The organism is Citrobacter sp. CK180 (assembly GCF_030333655.1).
Classification (GTDB): Bacteria; Pseudomonadota; Gammaproteobacteria; order Enterobacterales; family Enterobacteriaceae; genus Citrobacter_B; species Citrobacter_B koseri.
Map to the genome: position 1 here is coordinate 14820 of NZ_JAOWFM010000052.1, position 18867 is coordinate 33686.

The window sequence follows — 18867 nt, forward strand, 5'->3', positions numbered from 1 at the left end:
GTCCGATAAGCGTAAGCGCCATCAGGCATTGATGATATTTACGCGTAGCCGTAGCTCATCAGGCGCTGATAACGACGGTTTTTCAAATCGTCTTTGCTCAACACGTCGAGATCGGCGAGATCGGCCAGCAGTTGCGCTTTCAGAGAAGCCGCCATCGCTTCCGGGTTACGGTGCGCGCCACCCAGCGGTTCCTGAATGATGGAATCAATCAGCTTCAGCTCTTTCAGGCGCGGCGCGATAATACCCATCGCTTCGGCGGCCAGCGGCGCTTTGTCCGCGCTTTTCCACAGAATGGACGCACAGCCTTCCGGGGAGATAACGGAATAGGTGCTGTACTGCAACATATTCACTTTATCGCCCACGCCAATCGCCAGCGCGCCGCCGGAACCCCCTTCGCCGATAACGGTACAAATCACCGGTACGCTCAGGCGTGACATTTCACGCAGGTTACGTGCGATCGCTTCAGACTGACCGCGTTCTTCCGCACCCACGCCAGGGTAAGCGCCAGGGGTGTCGATAAAGGTAATGATCGGCATGTTGAAACGCTCAGCCATTTCCATCAGACGCAGCGCTTTGCGATACCCTTCTGGTGCCGGCATGCCGAAGTTACGACGGATTTTCTCTTTCGTTTCACGGCCTTTCTGATGACCAATAATCATCACTGGACGACCATCCAGACGCGCGATGCCGCCGACGATAGCTTTATCATCCGCATAGGCGCGATCGCCCGCCAGTTCGTCAAATTCATCAAACGCCAGGCGAACATAATCCAGGGTGTATGGACGTTGCGGATGGCGCGCCAGTTGAGCAACCTGCCATGCACCAAGATCGGCAAAGATTTTGCGCGTCAGTTCTACGCTTTTTTCACGCAGACGATGCACTTCTTCATCGATATTAATATCCAGTTTCTCGTCCTGGCGGCTTACCGCTGTCAGAGAATCGATTTTCGCTTCCAGCTCTGCAATCGGCTGTTCAAAATCAAGGAAATTCAGACTCATAGTATTCCTGTATTAGTCAAACTCCAGTTCCACCTGCTCCGAACCAATGAGGCCACGGAGATCGTTTAGCAAACGATCGCTCGGAGAGACACGCCACGTCGCGCCAAAACGCAACCGCGCGCGTGCATCCGCCCTCTGATAGTAGAGATGTACTGGAATTGTCCCCGAGCGGTGGGGTTCCAGAGACTGACGGAGTCGGTTTAAAAGCTGGTCATCAATTTGCCTGTCCGTCAGCGAGATAGCAAGCCCGCGAGCATATTTTTCCCGGGCTTCGTCAATATCCATGACTTCACGGGCCATCATTTTAAGCCCGCCGCTGAAGTCATCAAAGCTGACCTGTCCGCTGACGATAAGTATGCGGTCTTTTTCCAGCAATTGCTGATATTTATCCAGAGCGTCGGTAAACAGCATAACCTCCAGACGTCCAGAGCGGTCATCCAGCGTACAGATGCCGATACGATTGCCGCGCTTGGTGACCATAACCCTTGCAGCAATCACGAGCCCCGCAGCCGTGGTGACTTTACCACGTTCTGTCGGATGCATGTCTTTCAGCCGGTAGCCTCCGACATAGCGCTCAATTTCTTTTAAATACTGATTGATAGGGTGTCCCGTCAGGTAAAGCCCCAACGTTTCACGTTCCCCGTCCAGCACCACCTGTTCCGGCCACGGCTGGCAGCTGGCATAGGATTGTTCAATTTGTTCCGGCTCTTCCGCCAGTACGCCAAACATATCCGCCTGCCCAATCGCTTCCGCTTTGGCATGCTGATCGGCGGCTTTCAGCGCGTCGCCCAGCGAGTTCATCAGCGCGGCGCGGTGCGGCCCAAGGCGGTCAAACGCCCCGGACATGATCAGTTTTTCCAGTACCCGGCGGTTGAGCTTTTTCGTGTCCGTGCGGGCGCATAAATCAAACAGCTCGCGGAAGTAACCGTCTTTATTGCGCGCCTCGATGATAGCTTCAATCGGGCCTTCACCCACGCCTTTGATCGCGCCGATGCCGTAAACAATTTCGCCGTCGTCGTTAACGTGGAAGTGATACAGCCCTGAGTTGATATCCGGCGGCAGGATTTTAAGCCCCATGCGCCAGCATTCATCCACCAGACCGACCACTTTTTCGGTGTTGTCCATATCGGCGGTCATTACCGCCGCCATAAACTCTGCCGGGTAGTGCGCTTTCAGCCACAGCGTCTGGTAAGACACCAGCGCATAGGCGGCGGAGTGCGATTTGTTAAACCCGTACCCGGCGAACTTTTCCACCAGGTCGAAGATTTTTATCGCCAGCTCGCCGTCGATGCCGTTCTTTCTGGCGCCCTCTTCAAAGACGGAACGTTGTTTCGCCATCTCTTCCGGCTTTTTCTTACCCATCGCACGACGCAGCATATCCGCGCCGCCAAGGGTGTAACCGGAAAGCACCTGGGCAATCTGCATAACCTGTTCCTGGTACAGGATGATGCCGTAGGTCGGCTCCAGTACGGGTTTCAGGCTTTCATGCTGCCATTGCACGTCTGGATAGGAAATCTCTTCACGGCCATGCTTACGGTCGATGAAGTTATCCACCATGCCCGACTGCAACGGGCCGGGGCGGAACAACGCCACCAGCGCGATCATATCTTCGAAGCAGTCAGGTTGCAGACGCTTAATCAGATCTTTCATGCCACGGGATTCAAGCTGGAAGACCGCCGTGGTTTCCGAGCGTTGCAGCATGTCGAAACTTTTCTTGTCATCCAGCGGGATCGCCGCGATATCCAACGGCGGTTCGCCATTCTTCTCGCGGCGGGCGTTGATCATCTCCAGCGCCCAGTTAATGATGGTGAGCGTGCGCAGCCCCAGGAAGTCGAATTTGACCAGCCCGGCGTATTCCACGTCGTTTTTATCAAACTGCGTTACCGGGTGCTGACCGGCCTCATCACAGTACAGCGGCGCAAAATCGGTGATTTTGGTCGGCGCGATAACCACGCCACCGGCGTGCTTACCGGCGTTACGCGTGACGCCTTCCAGCTTGCGCGCCATATCGATCAGCGCTTTAACTTCCTCATCCGCCTCGTAAATTTCCGGCAGTTGCGGTTCCGCCTCAAACGCTTTCGCCAGCGTCATGCCCGGGTCAGGCGGCACCAGTTTCGAGATACGATCCACGAAACCATATGGGTGCCCCAGCACGCGCCCCACATCGCGGATAACCGCTTTCGCCGCCATCGTACCGAAGGTAATAATCTGAGATACCGCATCGCGGCCGTACATGTCCGCTACGTGTTCGATAACCTGGTCGCGTTTCTCCATGCAGAAGTCAACGTCGAAGTCAGGCATGGAGACACGTTCCGGGTTAAGGAAACGTTCGAACAGCAGGTCGAATTCCAGCGGATCAAGGTCGGTAATTTTCAGCGCATAGGCCACCAGCGACCCCGCACCGGAACCGCGCCCCGGCCCTACCGGTACGCCGTTATCCTTCGACCACTGGATAAACTCCATCACGATGAGGAAGTAGCCAGGGAACCCCATCTGGTTAATAACCTGAAGTTCAATGTCCAGACGTTCGTCATAGGGGGGACGCTTCTCTTTACGCACCGCTTCGTCAGGGAACAGGAATTCGAGACGTTCTTCCAGACCCTCTTTCGATTTCTTGACCAGGAAGTCTTCGGTGGTCATGTCGCCCGTCGGAAACTGCGGCAGGAAGTATTCGCCCAGACGGACGGTCACGTTACAGCGTTTGGCTATCTCAACGCTGTTTTCCAGCGCTTCCGGGATGTCGGAGAACAGTTCGCACATCTCGTCTTCGCTACGCATATATTGCTGCGGCGAATAGTTACGCGGGCGTTTAGGATCGTCGAGCGTAAAACCATCGTGAATAGCCACGCGGATTTCGTGCGCGTCAAAGTCCTCGCTGTTAATAAAGCGGACATCATTCGTTGCGACAACCGGCAAGCCACGCGTTTCCGCCAGCTCAACCGCCGCATGCAGATACGTTTCCTCATCCTGCCGACCCGTGCGGATCAGCTCCAGATAGTAGCGGTCGGAGAAATGTTCTTCATAGAAGGCGACGCATTCGTCCACCAGCGCACTATTGCCGCGCAACAAACTGCGGCCCACATCGCCCATCCGGCCACCGGAAAGCAAAATCAGACCGTCTTTTAATTCAGTCAGCCATTCCCTGTCGATCACCGGCCCTTCTGCGCCGTAGCCACGCTGATAGGCTTTTGAGATCAACAGAGTAAGATTCTGATAGCCCGTATTATTTGCCGCCAGCACGGTCAACTGGCAGAGTTCATCTCCCAGCGGAGTGCCGCGAACATGGAAATCAACGCCGACAATGGGCTTAATCCCTGCGCCGTGGCCCGTTCCGTAGAACTTCACCAGACCGCAAAGGTTGGTAAAATCGGTGATCGCCAGCGCAGGCATGCCTAACGCGGCCGCCTTTTTTACCAGCGGCCCGGTTTTCGCCAGCCCATCGATCATGGAGTAGTCGCTGTGCACCCGCAGGTGGACGAAACGTGGTTCAGACATCTTCAGATTCCCGTTTACTTAATCTCGACACAAGAATCAGGACGCAAGTCCCAGGGCGCGTTTGACAGGAGCAAAACTACGTCGATGATGCTCCGTCGCACCATGTTCAGCAAGCGCCGCCAGATGAAAAGCGGTCGGATACCCTTTGTGCTGGGCAAAACCATACTGTGGGAAAATACCGTCCAGCGCCGCCATTTCGGCATCGCGCGTCACTTTCGCAATAATAGATGCCGCGCTGATCTCCGCCACACGGCTGTCGCCTTTCACCACCGCCATAGAGGGCACGGGCAGTGCCGGACAGCGGTTGCCGTCAATCAGCACATATTCCGGCGCAATATGCAAACCGGCAACGGCGCGCTGCATCGCCAGCATCGTGGCGTGCAAAATATTTAGCTCATCAATTTCATGAGGTTCCGCGCGTCCCAGACTCCAGCTTAACGCTTTTTCTTTGATTTCATCATACAGCGCCAGACGGCGCTTTTCTGAGAGCTTCTTGGAATCATTGAGACCCACGATTGGGCGAGCCGGATCGAGGATCACAGCGGCCGTCACCACCGCGCCGACCAGCGGGCCACGTCCAACTTCATCCACACCCGCGACCAACTGCGTATGCGGATAAACAAATTCGATCATTGTGCTAACTCCAGGACAGCGTCCGCCGCTTGCTCATCGGCATTGCAACGGATTTGCTGGTGCAACTCGCGGAAGGTGTCATGCATCGCATGGCTGGTTTTGCCATTCGCTAGCAGCGGCAGCAAGGCCTCTGCTAGCGCATGCGGCTCACACTCTTCCTGCAACAGCTCTTTGACTAATTCTCTTCCCGCCAGCAGATTAGGCAGCGAAACATAATCGGTCTTTACCAGGCGCTTCGCCAGCCAGAAGGTAAAGGGTTTCATCCGATACCCCACTACCATCGGGCATTTCGCCAGCATACACTCCAGCGCCGCCGTACCAGACGCCAGCAATGCGGCGTCGCTGGCCACCATCGCTTCACGTCCCATTCCGTCGAGCAGATGCACGGAAAGCTCCGGCGCAACCTCAGCTTTAATGCGCTCAAACTGCTCGCGGCGTTTGGCGTTCACCAGCGGTACGACAACTTCAAGGTCAGGATAGGTCTGACGCAGCAGCTGCGCGGTTTTCAGGAAGTCCGCGCTGAGCATCTCCACTTCCGCGCCACGGCTACCGGGCAGTAGCGCCAGGCAGTGTGCATCATGCGAGATTCCCAGCACATCACGCGCGGCGTTTTTATCCGGGTCCAGCGGCATAGCATCCGCCATCGTATGCCCGATAAAACGGCATGGCACATTAAACTTGTCGTAAAACGCTTTTTCGAAAGGCAGAAAAGCCAGCACCATATTGGTGGATCTGCCTATTTTGAAAACGCGTTTCTGTCGCCACGCCCAGACGGACGGACTGACATAATGGATGGTTTTTATGCCCTGCTTTTTCAGGTTGCCTTCAAGGGTGATATTGAAGTCCGGCGCATCAATGCCGACAAAAACATCCGGCTGAAGCTCGGTAAAGCGGCGGGTCAAATCGGCACGAATATGCAATAAGCGACGCAGGCGACCAAGCACTTCAACAATGCCCATTACCGCCAGCTCTTCCATCTCATACCAGGCTTCGCAGCCCTCAGCCTGCATACGCGGCCCCGCCACGCCGACGAAACGCGCGTTGGGCACACGCGCCTTCAGCGCGCGAATTAAGCCTGCACCAAGAATATCGCCGGAGGTTTCTCCGGCGACCAGGGCTATCGTTAAGGGACGCTGTTCCGCCATTAACGAATCAAACCGCGCGTTGAGCGGGCAAAAAAATCGCTAAAGAGTTGCACTTCCGGGTACTGCTTCGCCAGTTCGGCAATTTCCGGTTTAGCTTCATCCAGCGTTTTGCCGCTGCGGTACAACGCTTTATAGGCGTTGCGGATCGCGGTGATCGCTTCACGGGTGAAACCGCGACGCTTCAGCCCTTCGATATTGACACCAAACGGCGTCGCGTGATTGCCCTGAGCAATAACGTACGGCGGAACGTCCTGAGCAACGCCAGAACAGCCGCCAACCATCACATGCGCGCCAATGGTGCAGAACTGGTGCACTGCGGTCATGCCGCCGATGATGACAAAATCATCCAGCGAAACGTGGCCCGCAAGCGTAGCGTTATTGGCCAGAATACAGCGGTTGCCTACTGTACAATCGTGCGCCACATGGGCATTGATCATCAGTAAGTTATCGCTGCCCACCTTCGTCAACCCACCACCCTGCACTGTGCCACGATGAATGGTGACGCTTTCGCGAATGCGGTTACGATCGCCAATTTCCACACGGGTCGGTTCGCCAGCATATTTCAGATCCTGGTTTACTTCACCGATGGAGGCGAACTGATAAATCTCGTTATCGCGACCAATTTTTGTATGGCCATTCACGACAACGTGAGACTTCAGTACGGTACCCTCACCAATTTCGACATGGGGTCCAACAATACAAAAAGGACCAATATGAACATTAGCGCCAATACAGGCGCCATCTTCCACAATGGCGGTTGGATGAATAAAGGCGGATTTATCAATCACGTATCAGGCCTCCCGGCTACGAGCACACATCATGGTTGCTTCGCACACAACTTTGCCATCGACCAGAGCAACCCCTTTAAAGCGGGTCAGGCCACGGCGCGTTTTCTCGAAAGTCACTTCCATGATCATCTGATCGCCAGGCACGACAGGACGCTTAAAGCGCGCTTCGTCAATACCCGCGAAGTAATACAGTTCACCCGGCTCCAGTTTTCCAACGCTTTTAAACGCCAGAATCCCTGTTGCCTGCGCCATCGCTTCCAGAATCAGCACACCCGGAAAAATCGGTTTACCCGGGAAATGGCCCTGGAAGAAAGGCTCATTTACGGAGACATTCTTCACTGCGCGCAGAAAACGACCTTCTTCAAAGTCCAGCACACGGTCAACCAGCAAAAACGGAAAACGGTGCGGCAGAAGTTCTAAAATCTCTTCAATATGCAGAGTATGAGTGTTAGTAGTCAAAATACTCTTCCTGTCCAAATATACTAAAAGGCAATAATAACACGGCCTGCCGCAATCATATGAATGTGACAGGCCGTAAAAGGATGGCACTACAGGTGGAACGCTAGTCTTGTTGATTAACCTTGCGCTCAATCGCTTTGAGACGCTTGCTCATATCATCAATGTTCATCACCAGTGCAGCGGTTTTACGCCATACTTTGTTAGGCTGCAACGGAATGCCTGAAGAATAGACGCCAGGCTCAGTGATAGGACGCATGACCATCCCCATACCCGTCACCGTGACTTTATCGCATATTTCCATATGCCCGTTAATCACGCTGGCCCCGCCAATCATGCAGTAACGGCCAATCTTCAGGCTGCCCGCCATAATGACGCCACCGGCAACCGCCGTATTGTCGCCAATCACAACGTTATGTGCAATCTGGCACTGGTTATCAATGATAACGCCGTTGCCGATCACAGTGTCATCCAGCGCGCCACGGTCAATCGTCGTACAGGCGCCGATCTCAACACGATCGCCAATAATGACGCGACCAAGCTGCGGGATCTTCACCCAGTTACCCCGATCGTTAGCGTAACCAAAACCGTCTGCGCCGACGACAGTGCTCGACTGGATCAGGCAATTCTCACCGATCTGAATGTCGTGGTAAATCGTTACATTCGCCCACAGACGCGAACCTGCACCGATTTTTGTGTTTTTCCCGACGAAGCAACCTGCGCCGATAATCACGTTATCGCCCAGTTCTACGCCAGACTCAATTACCGCATTCGCGCCAACTGAAACATTGTTACCCAGCGTCGCTGTCGCATCGATCGCTGCACTCGGTGCAATATTCTGCGCAGGCTGCGGCGTGGTATCTAAAATTTGCGCCATTCGCGCATACGTCAGGTAGGGGTTCTTCACTACCAGCGCAGCACTCTTAGCAAAAGGAAGATCGTCCTGCGTCATGACAACGGCAGAAGCCTGGCATACACCTAAGTGTTCACGGTATTTAGGATTCACCATGAACGTGATGTGGCCTGTTTGCGCAGATTGCATGGACGCAACGCCGGTGATGACGATATCGCCATCACCGTGTAATTCTGCATCCAACTGCTCTGCTAAATCAGCCAGTCGAATTGAAGGCATTACTTATTTAACCTGTTTCAGTACGTCAGCAGTGATGTCTTTCACGTCGCTGCTGTTATAAGCAACGGTGTTGGCATCAACGACCAGATCGATACTCTGGCTGTTAGCAACGGATTTCACAGCAGTCTGGATACGGGTAACCAGTTTGCCACGTTCTTCGTTGGAACGACGCGCGCGATCCTGTTCAAAAGCCTGGGCTTTCTGAGAGAAAGTCTGGCGTTGAGCCATCACGTCTTTTTCCAGCTTAGTACGTTCGCTACCTGCTTTCATGGACTGCAAACGCTGCATTTTAGATTGCAGATCGGTTTCCATACGCTGCAATTCGCTGGCACGGCCTTTGAACTCGTTTTCCAGCGTGTTAGAAACACCCGTCTTCTGTGCGACCTGTTGGAACAGGCTACCCATATTAACGATCGCAATTTTGTCAGCAGCCTGTGCGGACGTTACCATCGCTAAACCGAGACCTGCAGCTAATAACCACTTTTTCACAATAAACTCCTTACCATCCCATTTGTGCCCGCAGGCACAGTTCTTTGCGTGGCCAGGCGATCTCAGACGAGATCGCCAAAAGTCATCGCTACACTACCATTACATTCCTTTGCACAGAACAATTACCAGGTCTTACCAATGTTAAACTGGAACTGTTCCGATTTGTCTCCATCGTACTTTTTGAACGGCTGGGCGTAGGAGAAGACCAACGGCCCCAATGGGGACATCCATTGTAATGCGATACCAGCAGACATACGGATATTACTCGGATCGCTGTAGTCCGGGTAACCGGCATACGCGTTCGAATCCCAGTTCGTATCCCAGACAGTACCTACGTCCCAGAAGAAGGAGGTACGAACCGAGTTAGCGTACTTGTCGCTAATAAACGGCGTCGGGGTGATGAATTCGAGGCTGGCGACAGCCATAGCGTTACCGCCTACTGCGTCATCAGACTTACACGGCGCAGTTTCAGTGCTCTTACAATCGTTATCGTAGTCGTCATCGCCGTCATGACGGCTGCTCGCCGGGTAGTACACCGCTTTTGGACCGATAGTATTGGACTGGAAGCCACGCACGGTGCTTGAGCCACCGGCATAGAAGTTCTCATAGAACGGCATCTCTTTGCCGCCAATACCGTCACCATAACCCCAACGAGTACGACCCAGAACCACCCATTTGTGATCGTCATCGATCGGCACATAGGTCGCGGTATCCAGCGTCGCTTTGTAGTATTCGTTATCAGAGCCCGGGATGGTCACTTTACCATTCAGGTTGACACGCGTACCTTCCGTCGGGAAGAAGCCACGGTCCAGCTTGTTATAAGTCCAACCGTAGTTGAAGGTGAAGTCGTTAGCGCTGAATGAGTTGCGGTCATTCGTATTGGACGGATATTCACCCATCGAGTTCAGGTAACGCCACATGGCAACCTGCGGCTGCATGTTGGACAAGGAGTTATGTACATAACCTAAACCTGCACGCAGCGTGTTGTACTCGTTAATCGGGAAGCCCAGCGTAACGTCCGTACCATAACTTTTGTTGGTATAGTCGGACAGATCCGCATCATCTGCCTGGAAGTCATTATAGAAGATACGGCCGCCGAGGCTGACGCCATCAACGGTGAAGTATGGGTTAGTGACAGACAGTTCAGTATAGGTCTGGTAGTCGTTTTTGGTCCCGTTAATACCCACGGAATAACCCGTACCTAACCAGTTGTCCTGCTGAACGCCCGCCTGGAAGCTCACGCCGCTTTCTGTGCCGTAACCAATACCGAAGTTAAAGCTACCGGTGTTACGCTCTTTCACTTTATAGACGACGTCAACCTGGTCCGGGCTGCCCGGAACGCGCTGCGTGTCGGTATCGACGGTTTCAAAGTAACCCAGACGGTTCAGACGCTCTTTACCCTGATCGACCAGATCGCTGCCTAACCATGCCCCTTCCATCTGGCGCATTTCGCGGCGCAGGACGGAATCTTTCGAGGTGTCGTTGCCTTCAAAACGGATCTTACGCACGTAGAAACGGTTACCCGCATCAACGTTCACACGTAATTTAACGGTTTTGTCGGCATCGTTGATTTCAGGCTGCGACTGCACGCGCGGGTAGGCATAGCCATAACGACCAAGAAGTTTCTTGATGTCGTCTTCCATTTTGGTCACTTTGGTGCCGTTATAGAGTTCACCTGGTTCGATCTTCGTCAGGTTCTCAATCTCGGCGGAGTGTCCAGCCAGGTTACCGCTCACCTGCACACCGGAAAGCTTGTACTGATCGCCTTCGGTGATATTAACGGTGATGTAGATGCCTTTCTTATCCGGCGTCAGGCTGACCTGCGTCGAATCGATGTTGAAACGGGCATAACCGCGATCCAGATAGTAGCTGCGCAGCGTCTCAAGGTCGCCAGCCAGTTTCTGTTTCTGGTATTTACGATCGCCCACGACGTTCCACCACGGCACTTCGTCGCGCAGTTGGAAGTGAGAAATGAGTTCGTCAGTGCTGAAGGCATGGTTGCCGACGATATTGATCTGTTGGATCTTCGCCGATACACCCTCCTGGAACACCAGTTTGAGGTCCACACGGTTACGCGGCAACGGCGTGACGACCGCTTTTACGCTGGCGCTGTATTTACCAACGCTGTAGTAGAAGTCTTCCAGTCCTTTTTCGATATCAGAGAGCGTGGTGCGATCCAGTGATTCGCCAACACGCACGCCAGACGCCTCAAGGTTCTGCTTCAGCATGTCATCTTTCACCGATTTGTTACCGGAGAAAGTGATGCTGGCAATCGTCGGACGTTCTTTTACCTGAACCAGAAGCGTATCACCATCGCGCAGGACGCGGACATCCTCGAAGTTGCCAGTGGCGAACAGAGCACGAATGGTATTACTGATATCTTCATCATTAACCGTGTCGCCTGTGCGCACCGGCATACTGAGGAGGGCCGCACCAACGGCGACTCGCTGTAGGCCTTCGAAATGAATGTCCTTCACCACGAACCCTTCAGCACCGTATACGGTGGCGCTGCTAAACAGCAGCGACGCTATGAGCAACTTTTTCATCGCCATCGTTATTATGCGTTCTTCCTAACTAACTCTCTTACAACCGAGAGAAATCATTGAAAAGTGCAAGCCCCATTAACAACACCAGCAAAATCGCGCCAATGCGGTAACTAAAGTCTTGAACCCGCTCGGATACCGGCCCGCCCTTCAGCTTTTCAATCGCCAGGAACAGCAGATGCCCCCCGTCAAGAACGGGCAGCGGAAACAGGTTGATTATCCCTAAGTTCACGCTGATAAGCGCAAGAAACATCAGGTAATAAATGCCCCCAAATTCCGCTGACATCCCAGCCCCCTGAGCGATAGAAATCGGCCCACTGAGGTTGTTCAGTTTCACATCACCGGTTATCAATTTTCCCAGCATACTGACCGTCAGCTTCATCAACTGCCACGTCTTGTCCGTGGCTTCGAGGATGGCGCTGAATGGCCCATACTGGCGTACAGTCTTGTACTCATCCGGCAGAGGAATAATTTTAGGCACAACACCCGCAAAACCTTCTGCCTTTCCGTTAACCGGCTTTGTATCCGGGATTAACGTCAAAGACAAGGAACTCCCCTGCCTTTCAATTTCCAGCGCTAACGGCTTATCTGGATTGTTGCGCACAAGCGTCACAAACGTCATCCATTGCGTTAACGACTGACCATCGACTTTAACGATCCTGTCGCCTGCTTGCAAACCCGCCTTACTTGCAGCGGAGTTCGCCTGCACTTCTGACAGCACCGGTTCGATCTGTGGACCACGCGGCCGAATCCCTAAAGAAGATACAGGATCTTCTTTATCTGGCTCAAATGCCCAGTGGCGCAAATCTAACGTTTTATCCTGGCGCTGATTACTGCCGAACGGCGCCACGCTGATTGTCGTACGCTCATCGCCAATTTTGGACACCAGCTGTAAGCGCACCGCATCCCAATCAGGGGTTTCGATGCCATCAATGGCTTTAAGTTCCGTACCAGGAAGAATTTGCGCTTGGGCGGCAATCGAGTTGGGTGTTATTTCACCAACCACCGGACGAACGCCAGGGACGCCGATGATAAAAACCAGCCAGTAGGCAAAAATAGCGAAAAGAAAATTTGCAATCGGACCTGCGGCGATAATCGCCGCCCGCTGTCCCACGGTTTTATTGTTGAAAGCGTGGTGGCGCAGTTCCGGCACAACCGGCTCAGCGCGCTCATCCAGCATTTTGACGTAACCGCCGAGGGGAATCATGGCGATCACATATTCCGTACCGTATCGATCGGTACGCCGCCAAAGCGCTTTCCCAAAACCGATAGAAAAGCGCTCGACACGAACACCGCAGCGCCGGGCAACCCAGAAATGACCAAATTCATGCACGGTGATAAGCACACCCAGTGCGACGATGAATGCAGCCAGATTCCAGAGAATACTCAGCATAAAACCTTCCGTTAGAGTGTCCTGAATACCAGTAACAACAGGCAAGCAAAGACCGGTACTGCCGCCGTCAGGCTATCAATACGATCCAGAATACCACCATGCCCTGGGATCAAGTGACCACTGTCCTTAATTCCTGCTTCACGCTTAAACATGCTCTCAGTCAGATCGCCCAGCACTGACGCCAGGGCCGCGATGACAGAACAAATCAGTAAGGTTGAAGGCGCAACATCCAGATTCGCCCACATGCCGTAACCCCATGAAATCACGGCGGCAGTCGCGAGTCCGCCAATAAAGCCCTGCCAGGTTTTACCAGGAGAAACCTTTGGCGCAAGTTTATGTTTGCCGAACAGTTTGCCAAACATATATGCCCCGGAGTCTGCCCCCCAGACGAGGATCATGACATAGAGCAGCCATATGGCGCCACTGTAATGATTCTCATCATAGTGCCAGGCGCGCAGCGCCAGCATTCCCCAAAAAAAAGGAATGATGGTTAACACCCCGAAAATTACGCGTAATGTCTTTGAATTACGCCAGATCGCCGCCGAACCGGGATAAAATAACACCAGTAATAATGCAACGACCCACCAGCCCAACGACGCCCAAAGCGAAACCTCAACAAGCGGTTGATGAATGTTGCGGTGATATTCAGGCAGCAAAAACAGCATCAGCGCCAGCAATAACCCGCACAGCACCGCCAGCCAGACCCGCTGAGTACGCGTGGTAAAACCGCTTAACTGTCCCCATTCCCAGGCAGCCAGCATACAAACGACCAGCGTGACAATGGCGAACCCCACCGGCGGAAGTAAAAAAAGCGCCGCGATGACAACGGGTATTAAAACAAAAGCAGAAATCAGGCGATACTTCAGCAAAAGCGACCCCCATCAGGCTTTTTCATCACCGGGCTCGGTGCCGCCGAAACGACGCTCTCGATTGGCAAAGGCATGCAGCGCCCCTTCAAAGTCTTGTTCATCGAAATCGGGCCAAAGAACATCAGTAAAGTAAAGTTCGGCATAGGCAATTTGCCAAAGCAAAAAGTTACTAATGCGATGCTCTCCCCCAGTCCTAATTACTAAATCTACAGGAGCCAGTTCATGCATACAGATTTTCTGGTTTAGCATCTCTTCGTCAATCTGATCAGGGTGCAGCAGTCCTTCCTGCACCTGTTCTGCCAGTTGTCTGACTCCCTGGACAATATCCCAACGTCCGCCATAATTCGCCGCGATATTCAGCGTCAGCCCGGTATTCTGGGCGGTAAGCGCTTCAGACTTGCGAATACGGTCTTGCAAACGCGAGTTAAATCGACTGGTGTCGCCAATAATGCGCAGGCGAACGTTATGGCGATGCAGGCTTTTTACTTCGCTATCCAGCGCCCACACGAACAGCTCCATTAACGCACTCACTTCCTGCGCTGGTCGGTTCCAGTTCTCACTGCTAAAGGCATACAGCGTTAACGCATCAATACCGTTGTTGGCAGCGAAAGATACGGCCCGACGGACGGATTTTGCTCCGGCCTTATGCCCAAAGGCGCGAATCTTCCCTTGCTTTTTCGCCCAGCGGCCATTGCCATCCATAATGATTGCTACATGGCGACAGCCATGTGCTGGCAAATTTTCGCTTAGTGGTTGAGTTGCAGACAACATAACGCGTTTTTAGTCCCTGAAAGGATTTAACGGTACTCAGGAATACTGAAGCCTTTTGCGCTTCATCCTTCAGGCTGCCTCTTCGTTGGCTATGAATGATGCAACCTGAATGATTTTGTGCATCCACAAAAAAGCCGTGTCAAACCACGGCTTACCTGACCGCATAAAGCCAAATATCTGCGATCGGGTGGCGCAGACTATATCACTGAAGCCCAACGCTAACAAATAGCACGATCCTGTGTAGAGGGATTATCATCAGCTTGCGAGTCGCATCACCTGTTTTCTGGCGACGTCACGCGCGACGGCATCAACCCTGAGAACGTCGTCAACGCTTCCCGGTTCCTGCAAATCCATTTTCTCCAGCACAGATAAATTGAGCTCAGCAATATCTGTAAAGCGAATCTCTTCAGCCAGAAATGCGGCGACGGTGATTTCATTCGCCGCATTCAGCGCGGTTGTCGCGGCCTGACCTTGCTCAAACGCGTCCATCGCCAGTTTCAGGCACGGATAACGCTGATAATCCGGCGCAGAGAACGTCAACGCACTGAGCTTGCAAAAATCGAGCGGCTTCACGCCAGAGTTCACGCGATTCGGCCACGCCATCGTATGCGCGATTGGCGTACGCATATCCGGCTCCCCCAGTTGCGCCAGAACGCTGCCGTCCTGATAACGCACCATTGAGTGAATAACCGACTGCGGGTGAATCAACACGTCCATCTGGCTTGCGCTGGCGTTAAACAACCAACGCGCTTCAATGTATTCCAGACCTTTATTCATCATGGTGGCGGAATCGACGGAAATTTTTCGTCCCATAGACCAGTTCGGATGACGACATGCCTGATCGGGCGTCATAGCCGCCAGATCGCACAATGGCGTTTCACGAAAAGGGCCACCAGACCCGGTAAGCAAAATCGACATCACGCCATTTTGCTCCAGCTCAGCGTATCCCAGATCGTTTTGAATAGGTTGGGGCATACTCTGAAAAATCGCGTTATGTTCGCTATCTACCGGTAAAAGCCGGGCTTTACTGCGTTTCACCTCGTCCATAAACAGACGCCCGCAGGTAATCAGCGACTCTTTATTGGCAAGCAGGATGGTTTTACCGGCGCGAATCGCCGCAAGCGTAGGCAGCAGACCTGCCGCGCCCACGATAGCCGCCATCACCTGATCGACCTCATCCAGCGCAGCCATATCGCAGGCGGCCTGTTGTCCGCTCAGTACGTCAGTGCGGCTTCCATGTTCCAGAAGCGCAGTTTTCAGCCGTTGAGCGCTCTGTTCATCGTCCATCACCGCATAACGCGGCGAAAACTCCAGGCACTGCTCTACCATACGGGTGACATTTTTACCCGCAACCAGCGCGACAACACGGAAGCTTTCAGGATTATGGCGCACCACATCCAGCGTGCTGCAACCAATAGAGCCGGTCGAGCCCAGAATGGTTAGTTGCTTCATGAAACGTCCAGAAGAATTGAGACAGGATAGAAAGCAAAACGCCGCCCGGAAGACCCGTCAGGGTCAACCAGCGGCGTTTTAGTCGTACAGGAAAATCAGAACTGCATCAGTTCCGCTTCTTTTTCCGTCAGCGCCGCATCAACTTTCTTGATGGCAGCGTCAGTCAGTTTCTGTACTTCGTCCTGAGAACGGCGATCGTCATCTTCGCTGATCTCTTTATCTTTCAGCAGCACTTTTACTTTGTCGTTCGCATCACGGCGTACGTTACGCACGGCAACACGCGCCTGCTCTGCTTCGCCACGAACGATTTTGGTCAGGTCTTTACGACGTTCTTCAGTCAGCGGCGGCAGCGGAACACGGATATCACTACCCGCAGAACTCGGGTTCAGGCCGAGGTCAGAAGCCATAATCGCTTTCTCAACCGCCGGGCTCATGGAGCGATCGAACACATTGATTTTCAGCGTGCGGGAGTCTTCTACCGTTACGCTCGCCAGCTGACGCAGCGGAGTCGGCGTGCCGTAATATTCCACGACAATGCCATCCAGCAGGCTGGGAGAAGCACGACCCGTGCGAATTTTGCTGATTTGGTTTTTAAACGCTTCAACGCATTTTTCCATGCGTACTTCAGCATCTTTTCTGATATCGCTAATCACGTTACGAATCCTTGAAAACTAGTCTCAGTCGACCAGACAATCACACAATACACTTCATCCTTCAGGCTGCCTCTGCGTTGGCTGCGAACGTTCTTCCCTGTCACGTACCGATGTACGCGCCTCGGGATTCACGCTCTTGCCGCCGTGATGCAGCATGAATGATTTCGTGTATACAGAGTATGCTCAGTATAGTCTCGTTTAATTCATGCCACAGGATATATAAATCCTGCCGGGTAAAGGCGAATCTTACCCGGAATTGGCCATCACGGGAATTATTCCGTGATTAAAGTCCCTTCTTTTTCGCCCATCACGACGCGACGCAGCGCGCCCGGCTTGTTCATATTGAAGACACGAATTGGCAATTTGTGGTCACGAGCCAGCGTGAACGCGGCCAGATCCATCACTTTCAGCTCTTTATCCAGCACTTCGCCGTAGGTGAGTTGCTCATACATCGTGGCGGACGGATCTTTGGCCGGGTCCGCAGTAAATACGCCATCGACTTTCGTGGCTTTCAGCACCACATCCGCTTCAATTTCGATACCGCGCAGGCAAGCCGCAGAGTCGGTGGTGAAGAAGGGGTTGCCGGTGCCCGCAGACAGGATAACCACACGGTTATTACGCAGCAGACTAATGGCTTCTGCCCAGCTGTAGTTGTCACACACGCCATTCAGCGGAATAGCGGACATCAGGCGGGCGTTCACATAGGCGCGGTGGAGCGCATCGCGCATCGCCAGACCGTTCATCACGGTGGCCAGCATGCCCATGTGGTCGCCCACAACGCGGTTCATACCCGCTTTCGCCAGACCAGCACCACGGAACAGGTTACCGCCACCAATCACCACACCAACCTGAATGCCCAGTTCCACCAGTTCTTTGATTTCCTGAGCCATACGATCCAGTATGCTTGCATCAATACCGAAGCCTTCCGAACCCTGCAAAGCTTCGCCACTCAATTTAAGCAGAATACGTTTATAGACGGGTTTTGCATTGGTAGCCATGTTTCTTTCCTGAGACTGTCAACGATTGAGATGAGTTAATTCCGGCGACATTGTATGTCGCTTTTCAGCGCAGCCACTATAGGGGTTGGCTGAATTTACAAGATGGACGCAAAAAGAAGCCGCCCTCAGGCGGCTCCTTTTCGACAATTAAGACTGCTTGGACATCGCAGCAACTTCTGCTGCAAAGTCAGTCTCAACTTTCTCGATGCCTTCGCCCACTTCAAAGCGGATGAAGCCAGTTACGTCGGCGTTGTGCTCTTTCAGCAGCTGACCAACAGATTTGCTCGGTTCCATAACGAAAGGCTGACCGGTCAGAGAAACTTCGCCGGTGAATTTCTTCATGCGGCCTTCAACCATTTTCTCTGCGATTTCTTTCGGCTTACCAGACTGCATCGCGATGTCCAGCTGTACCTGGTATTCTTTCTCTACCACTTCAGCAGACACGTCTTCCGGCTTAACGAACTCAGGCTTGCTTGCAGCAACGTGCATTGCCAGCTGTTTAACCAGCTCTTCGTCAGCGCCTTTAGCCGCAACCAGAACACCGATGCGCGCACCGTGCTGGTAAGAACCCAGAACGTCGCCTTCCAGGGAGGCAACACGGCGAATGTTGATGTTTTCACCGATTTTTGCCACCAGAGCAACGCGCTCTTCTTCGAACTGTGCTTTCAGCACGTCAACGTCAGTGATTTTGCCAGCAACAGCGGCGTCCAGCACTTTGTCAGCAAATGCCTGGAAACCAGCATCTTTAGCAACGAAGTCAGTCTGGCAGTTAACTTCCAGAATGATGCCGTAGTTGCCGTCGATTTTGGTTTTGATCACGCCGTCAGCAGCAACGTTGCCTGCTTTTTTCGCTGCTTTGATCGCACCGGATTTACGCATGTTTTCGATTGCCAGCTCGATGTCGCCATTCGCTTCAGTCAGTGCTTTTTTGCAATCCATCATGCCTGCGCCAGTACGCTCACGCAGCTCTTTTACCAGGGATGCGGTAATTTCAGCCATTCTAAAATCCTCGGAAGATTTGATCTGCCCGGCATCAAACCGCACAGATTTAA

16 protein-coding genes are annotated in these 18867 nt (G+C 53.2%); all 16 read right to left on the reverse strand.

Features of this window, described 5'->3' with window-relative positions; all coding sequences use genetic code 11:
- Positions 1-38: 38 nt before the first annotated feature.
- Complete coding sequence (gene accA / locus OGV50_RS13830; protein ID WP_012133972.1) at positions 39-998, reverse strand: acetyl-CoA carboxylase carboxyl transferase subunit alpha; 960 nt, start codon at positions 996-998, stop codon at positions 39-41.
- A 12-nt stretch (positions 999-1010) separates the two neighbouring features.
- Complete coding sequence (gene dnaE, locus OGV50_RS13835; RefSeq protein WP_286488590.1) at positions 1011-4493, reverse strand: DNA polymerase III subunit alpha; 3483 nt, start codon at positions 4491-4493, stop codon at positions 1011-1013.
- A 36-nt stretch (positions 4494-4529) separates the two neighbouring features.
- Positions 4530-5126, reverse strand: a complete 597-nt coding sequence (gene rnhB, locus OGV50_RS13840; protein ID WP_012133974.1) for a ribonuclease HII — start codon at positions 5124-5126, stop codon at positions 4530-4532.
- Entirely contained in the window at positions 5123-6271 is a 1149-nt protein-coding gene (gene lpxB / locus OGV50_RS13845; RefSeq protein ID WP_012133975.1) for a lipid-A-disaccharide synthase, read from the reverse strand. Before lpxB ends, rnhB begins: the two co-directional genes overlap by 4 nt.
- Positions 6271-7059 (reverse strand): acyl-ACP--UDP-N-acetylglucosamine O-acyltransferase, encoded by a 789-nt coding sequence (gene lpxA, locus OGV50_RS13850; protein ID WP_024130684.1) that lies wholly within the window; start codon positions 7057-7059, stop codon positions 6271-6273. Before lpxA ends, lpxB begins: the two co-directional genes overlap by 1 nt.
- Positions 7060-7062: 3 nt before the next feature.
- Positions 7063-7518 carry a 3-hydroxyacyl-ACP dehydratase FabZ gene (fabZ, locus tag OGV50_RS13855; RefSeq protein ID WP_003018528.1) on the reverse strand — a complete coding sequence of 152 codons (456 nt, stop codon included), beginning with the start codon at positions 7516-7518 and terminating at the stop codon, positions 7063-7065.
- A gap of 103 nt (positions 7519-7621) precedes the next feature.
- The gene (gene lpxD, locus OGV50_RS13860) at positions 7622-8647 is read right to left on the reverse strand and encodes a UDP-3-O-(3-hydroxymyristoyl)glucosamine N-acyltransferase (RefSeq protein WP_012133978.1); all 1026 of its coding nucleotides are present in this window, start codon (positions 8645-8647) and stop codon (positions 7622-7624) included.
- Between the two features lie 3 nt (positions 8648-8650).
- Positions 8651-9136 (reverse strand): molecular chaperone Skp, encoded by a 486-nt coding sequence (gene skp / locus OGV50_RS13865; protein ID WP_024130685.1) that lies wholly within the window; start codon positions 9134-9136, stop codon positions 8651-8653.
- A gap of 122 nt (positions 9137-9258) precedes the next feature.
- On the reverse strand, positions 9259-11688 hold the full coding sequence (bamA, locus tag OGV50_RS13870) for an outer membrane protein assembly factor BamA (protein WP_012133980.1): 2430 nt from the start codon (positions 11686-11688) through the stop codon (positions 9259-9261).
- 31 nt (positions 11689-11719) lie between these two features.
- Complete coding sequence (gene rseP / locus OGV50_RS13875; protein WP_012133981.1) at positions 11720-13072, reverse strand: sigma E protease regulator RseP; 1353 nt, start codon at positions 13070-13072, stop codon at positions 11720-11722.
- Positions 13073-13083: 11 nt separating this feature from the next.
- Complete coding sequence (gene cdsA / locus OGV50_RS13880) at positions 13084-13941, reverse strand: phosphatidate cytidylyltransferase (RefSeq protein WP_012133982.1); 858 nt, start codon at positions 13939-13941, stop codon at positions 13084-13086.
- Between the two features lie 12 nt (positions 13942-13953).
- Positions 13954-14712: a (2E,6E)-farnesyl-diphosphate-specific ditrans,polycis-undecaprenyl-diphosphate synthase gene (ispU, locus tag OGV50_RS13885; protein WP_200091456.1), complete on the reverse strand. Its 759-nt coding sequence runs from the start codon at positions 14710-14712 to the stop codon at positions 13954-13956.
- 255 nt (positions 14713-14967) lie between these two features.
- Positions 14968-16164: a 1-deoxy-D-xylulose-5-phosphate reductoisomerase gene (gene ispC, locus OGV50_RS13890; RefSeq protein WP_012133985.1), complete on the reverse strand. Its 1197-nt coding sequence runs from the start codon at positions 16162-16164 to the stop codon at positions 14968-14970.
- A 95-nt stretch (positions 16165-16259) separates the two neighbouring features.
- Positions 16260-16817, reverse strand: a complete 558-nt coding sequence (gene frr, locus OGV50_RS13895) for a ribosome recycling factor (protein ID WP_200091449.1) — start codon at positions 16815-16817, stop codon at positions 16260-16262.
- A gap of 272 nt (positions 16818-17089) precedes the next feature.
- Positions 17090-17815, reverse strand: coding sequence for a UMP kinase (pyrH, locus tag OGV50_RS13900; protein ID WP_012133987.1), 726 nt, complete (start codon positions 17813-17815; stop codon positions 17090-17092).
- 147 nt (positions 17816-17962) lie between these two features.
- Positions 17963-18814 (reverse strand): translation elongation factor Ts, encoded by an 852-nt coding sequence (gene tsf / locus OGV50_RS13905; protein ID WP_024130688.1) that lies wholly within the window; start codon positions 18812-18814, stop codon positions 17963-17965.
- Between the last annotated feature and the right edge of the window lie 53 nt (positions 18815-18867).

Excerpts from the sequence above, each read along its gene's own strand:
- rnhB (WP_012133974.1), bottom strand. The coding sequence starts at position 5,126 with ATGATCGAATTTGTTTATCCGCATACGCAGTTGGTCGCGGGTGTGGAT.
- rseP (WP_012133981.1), bottom strand. The coding sequence starts at position 13,072 with ATGCTGAGTATTCTCTGGAATCTGGCTGCATTCATCGTCGCACTGGGT.
- pyrH (WP_012133987.1), bottom strand. The coding sequence starts at position 17,815 with ATGGCTACCAATGCAAAACCCGTCTATAAACGTATTCTGCTTAAATTG.
- accA (WP_012133972.1), bottom strand. The coding sequence starts at position 998 with ATGAGTCTGAATTTCCTTGATTTTGAACAGCCGATTGCAGAGCTGGAA.
- dnaE (WP_286488590.1), bottom strand. The coding sequence starts at position 4,493 with ATGTCTGAACCACGTTTCGTCCACCTGCGGGTGCACAGCGACTACTCC.
- bamA (WP_012133980.1), bottom strand. The coding sequence starts at position 11,688 with ATGGCGATGAAAAAGTTGCTCATAGCGTCGCTGCTGTTTAGCAGCGCC.
- lpxB (WP_012133975.1), bottom strand. The coding sequence starts at position 6,271 with ATGGCGGAACAGCGTCCCTTAACGATAGCCCTGGTCGCCGGAGAAACC.
- ispU (WP_200091456.1), bottom strand. The coding sequence starts at position 14,712 with ATGTTGTCTGCAACTCAACCACTAAGCGAAAATTTGCCAGCACATGGC.
- ispC (WP_012133985.1), bottom strand. The coding sequence starts at position 16,164 with ATGAAGCAACTAACCATTCTGGGCTCGACCGGCTCTATTGGTTGCAGC.
- lpxD (WP_012133978.1), bottom strand. The coding sequence starts at position 8,647 with ATGCCTTCAATTCGACTGGCTGATTTAGCAGAGCAGTTGGATGCAGAA.
- tsf (WP_024130688.1), bottom strand. The coding sequence starts at position 18,814 with ATGGCTGAAATTACCGCATCCCTGGTAAAAGAGCTGCGTGAGCGTACT.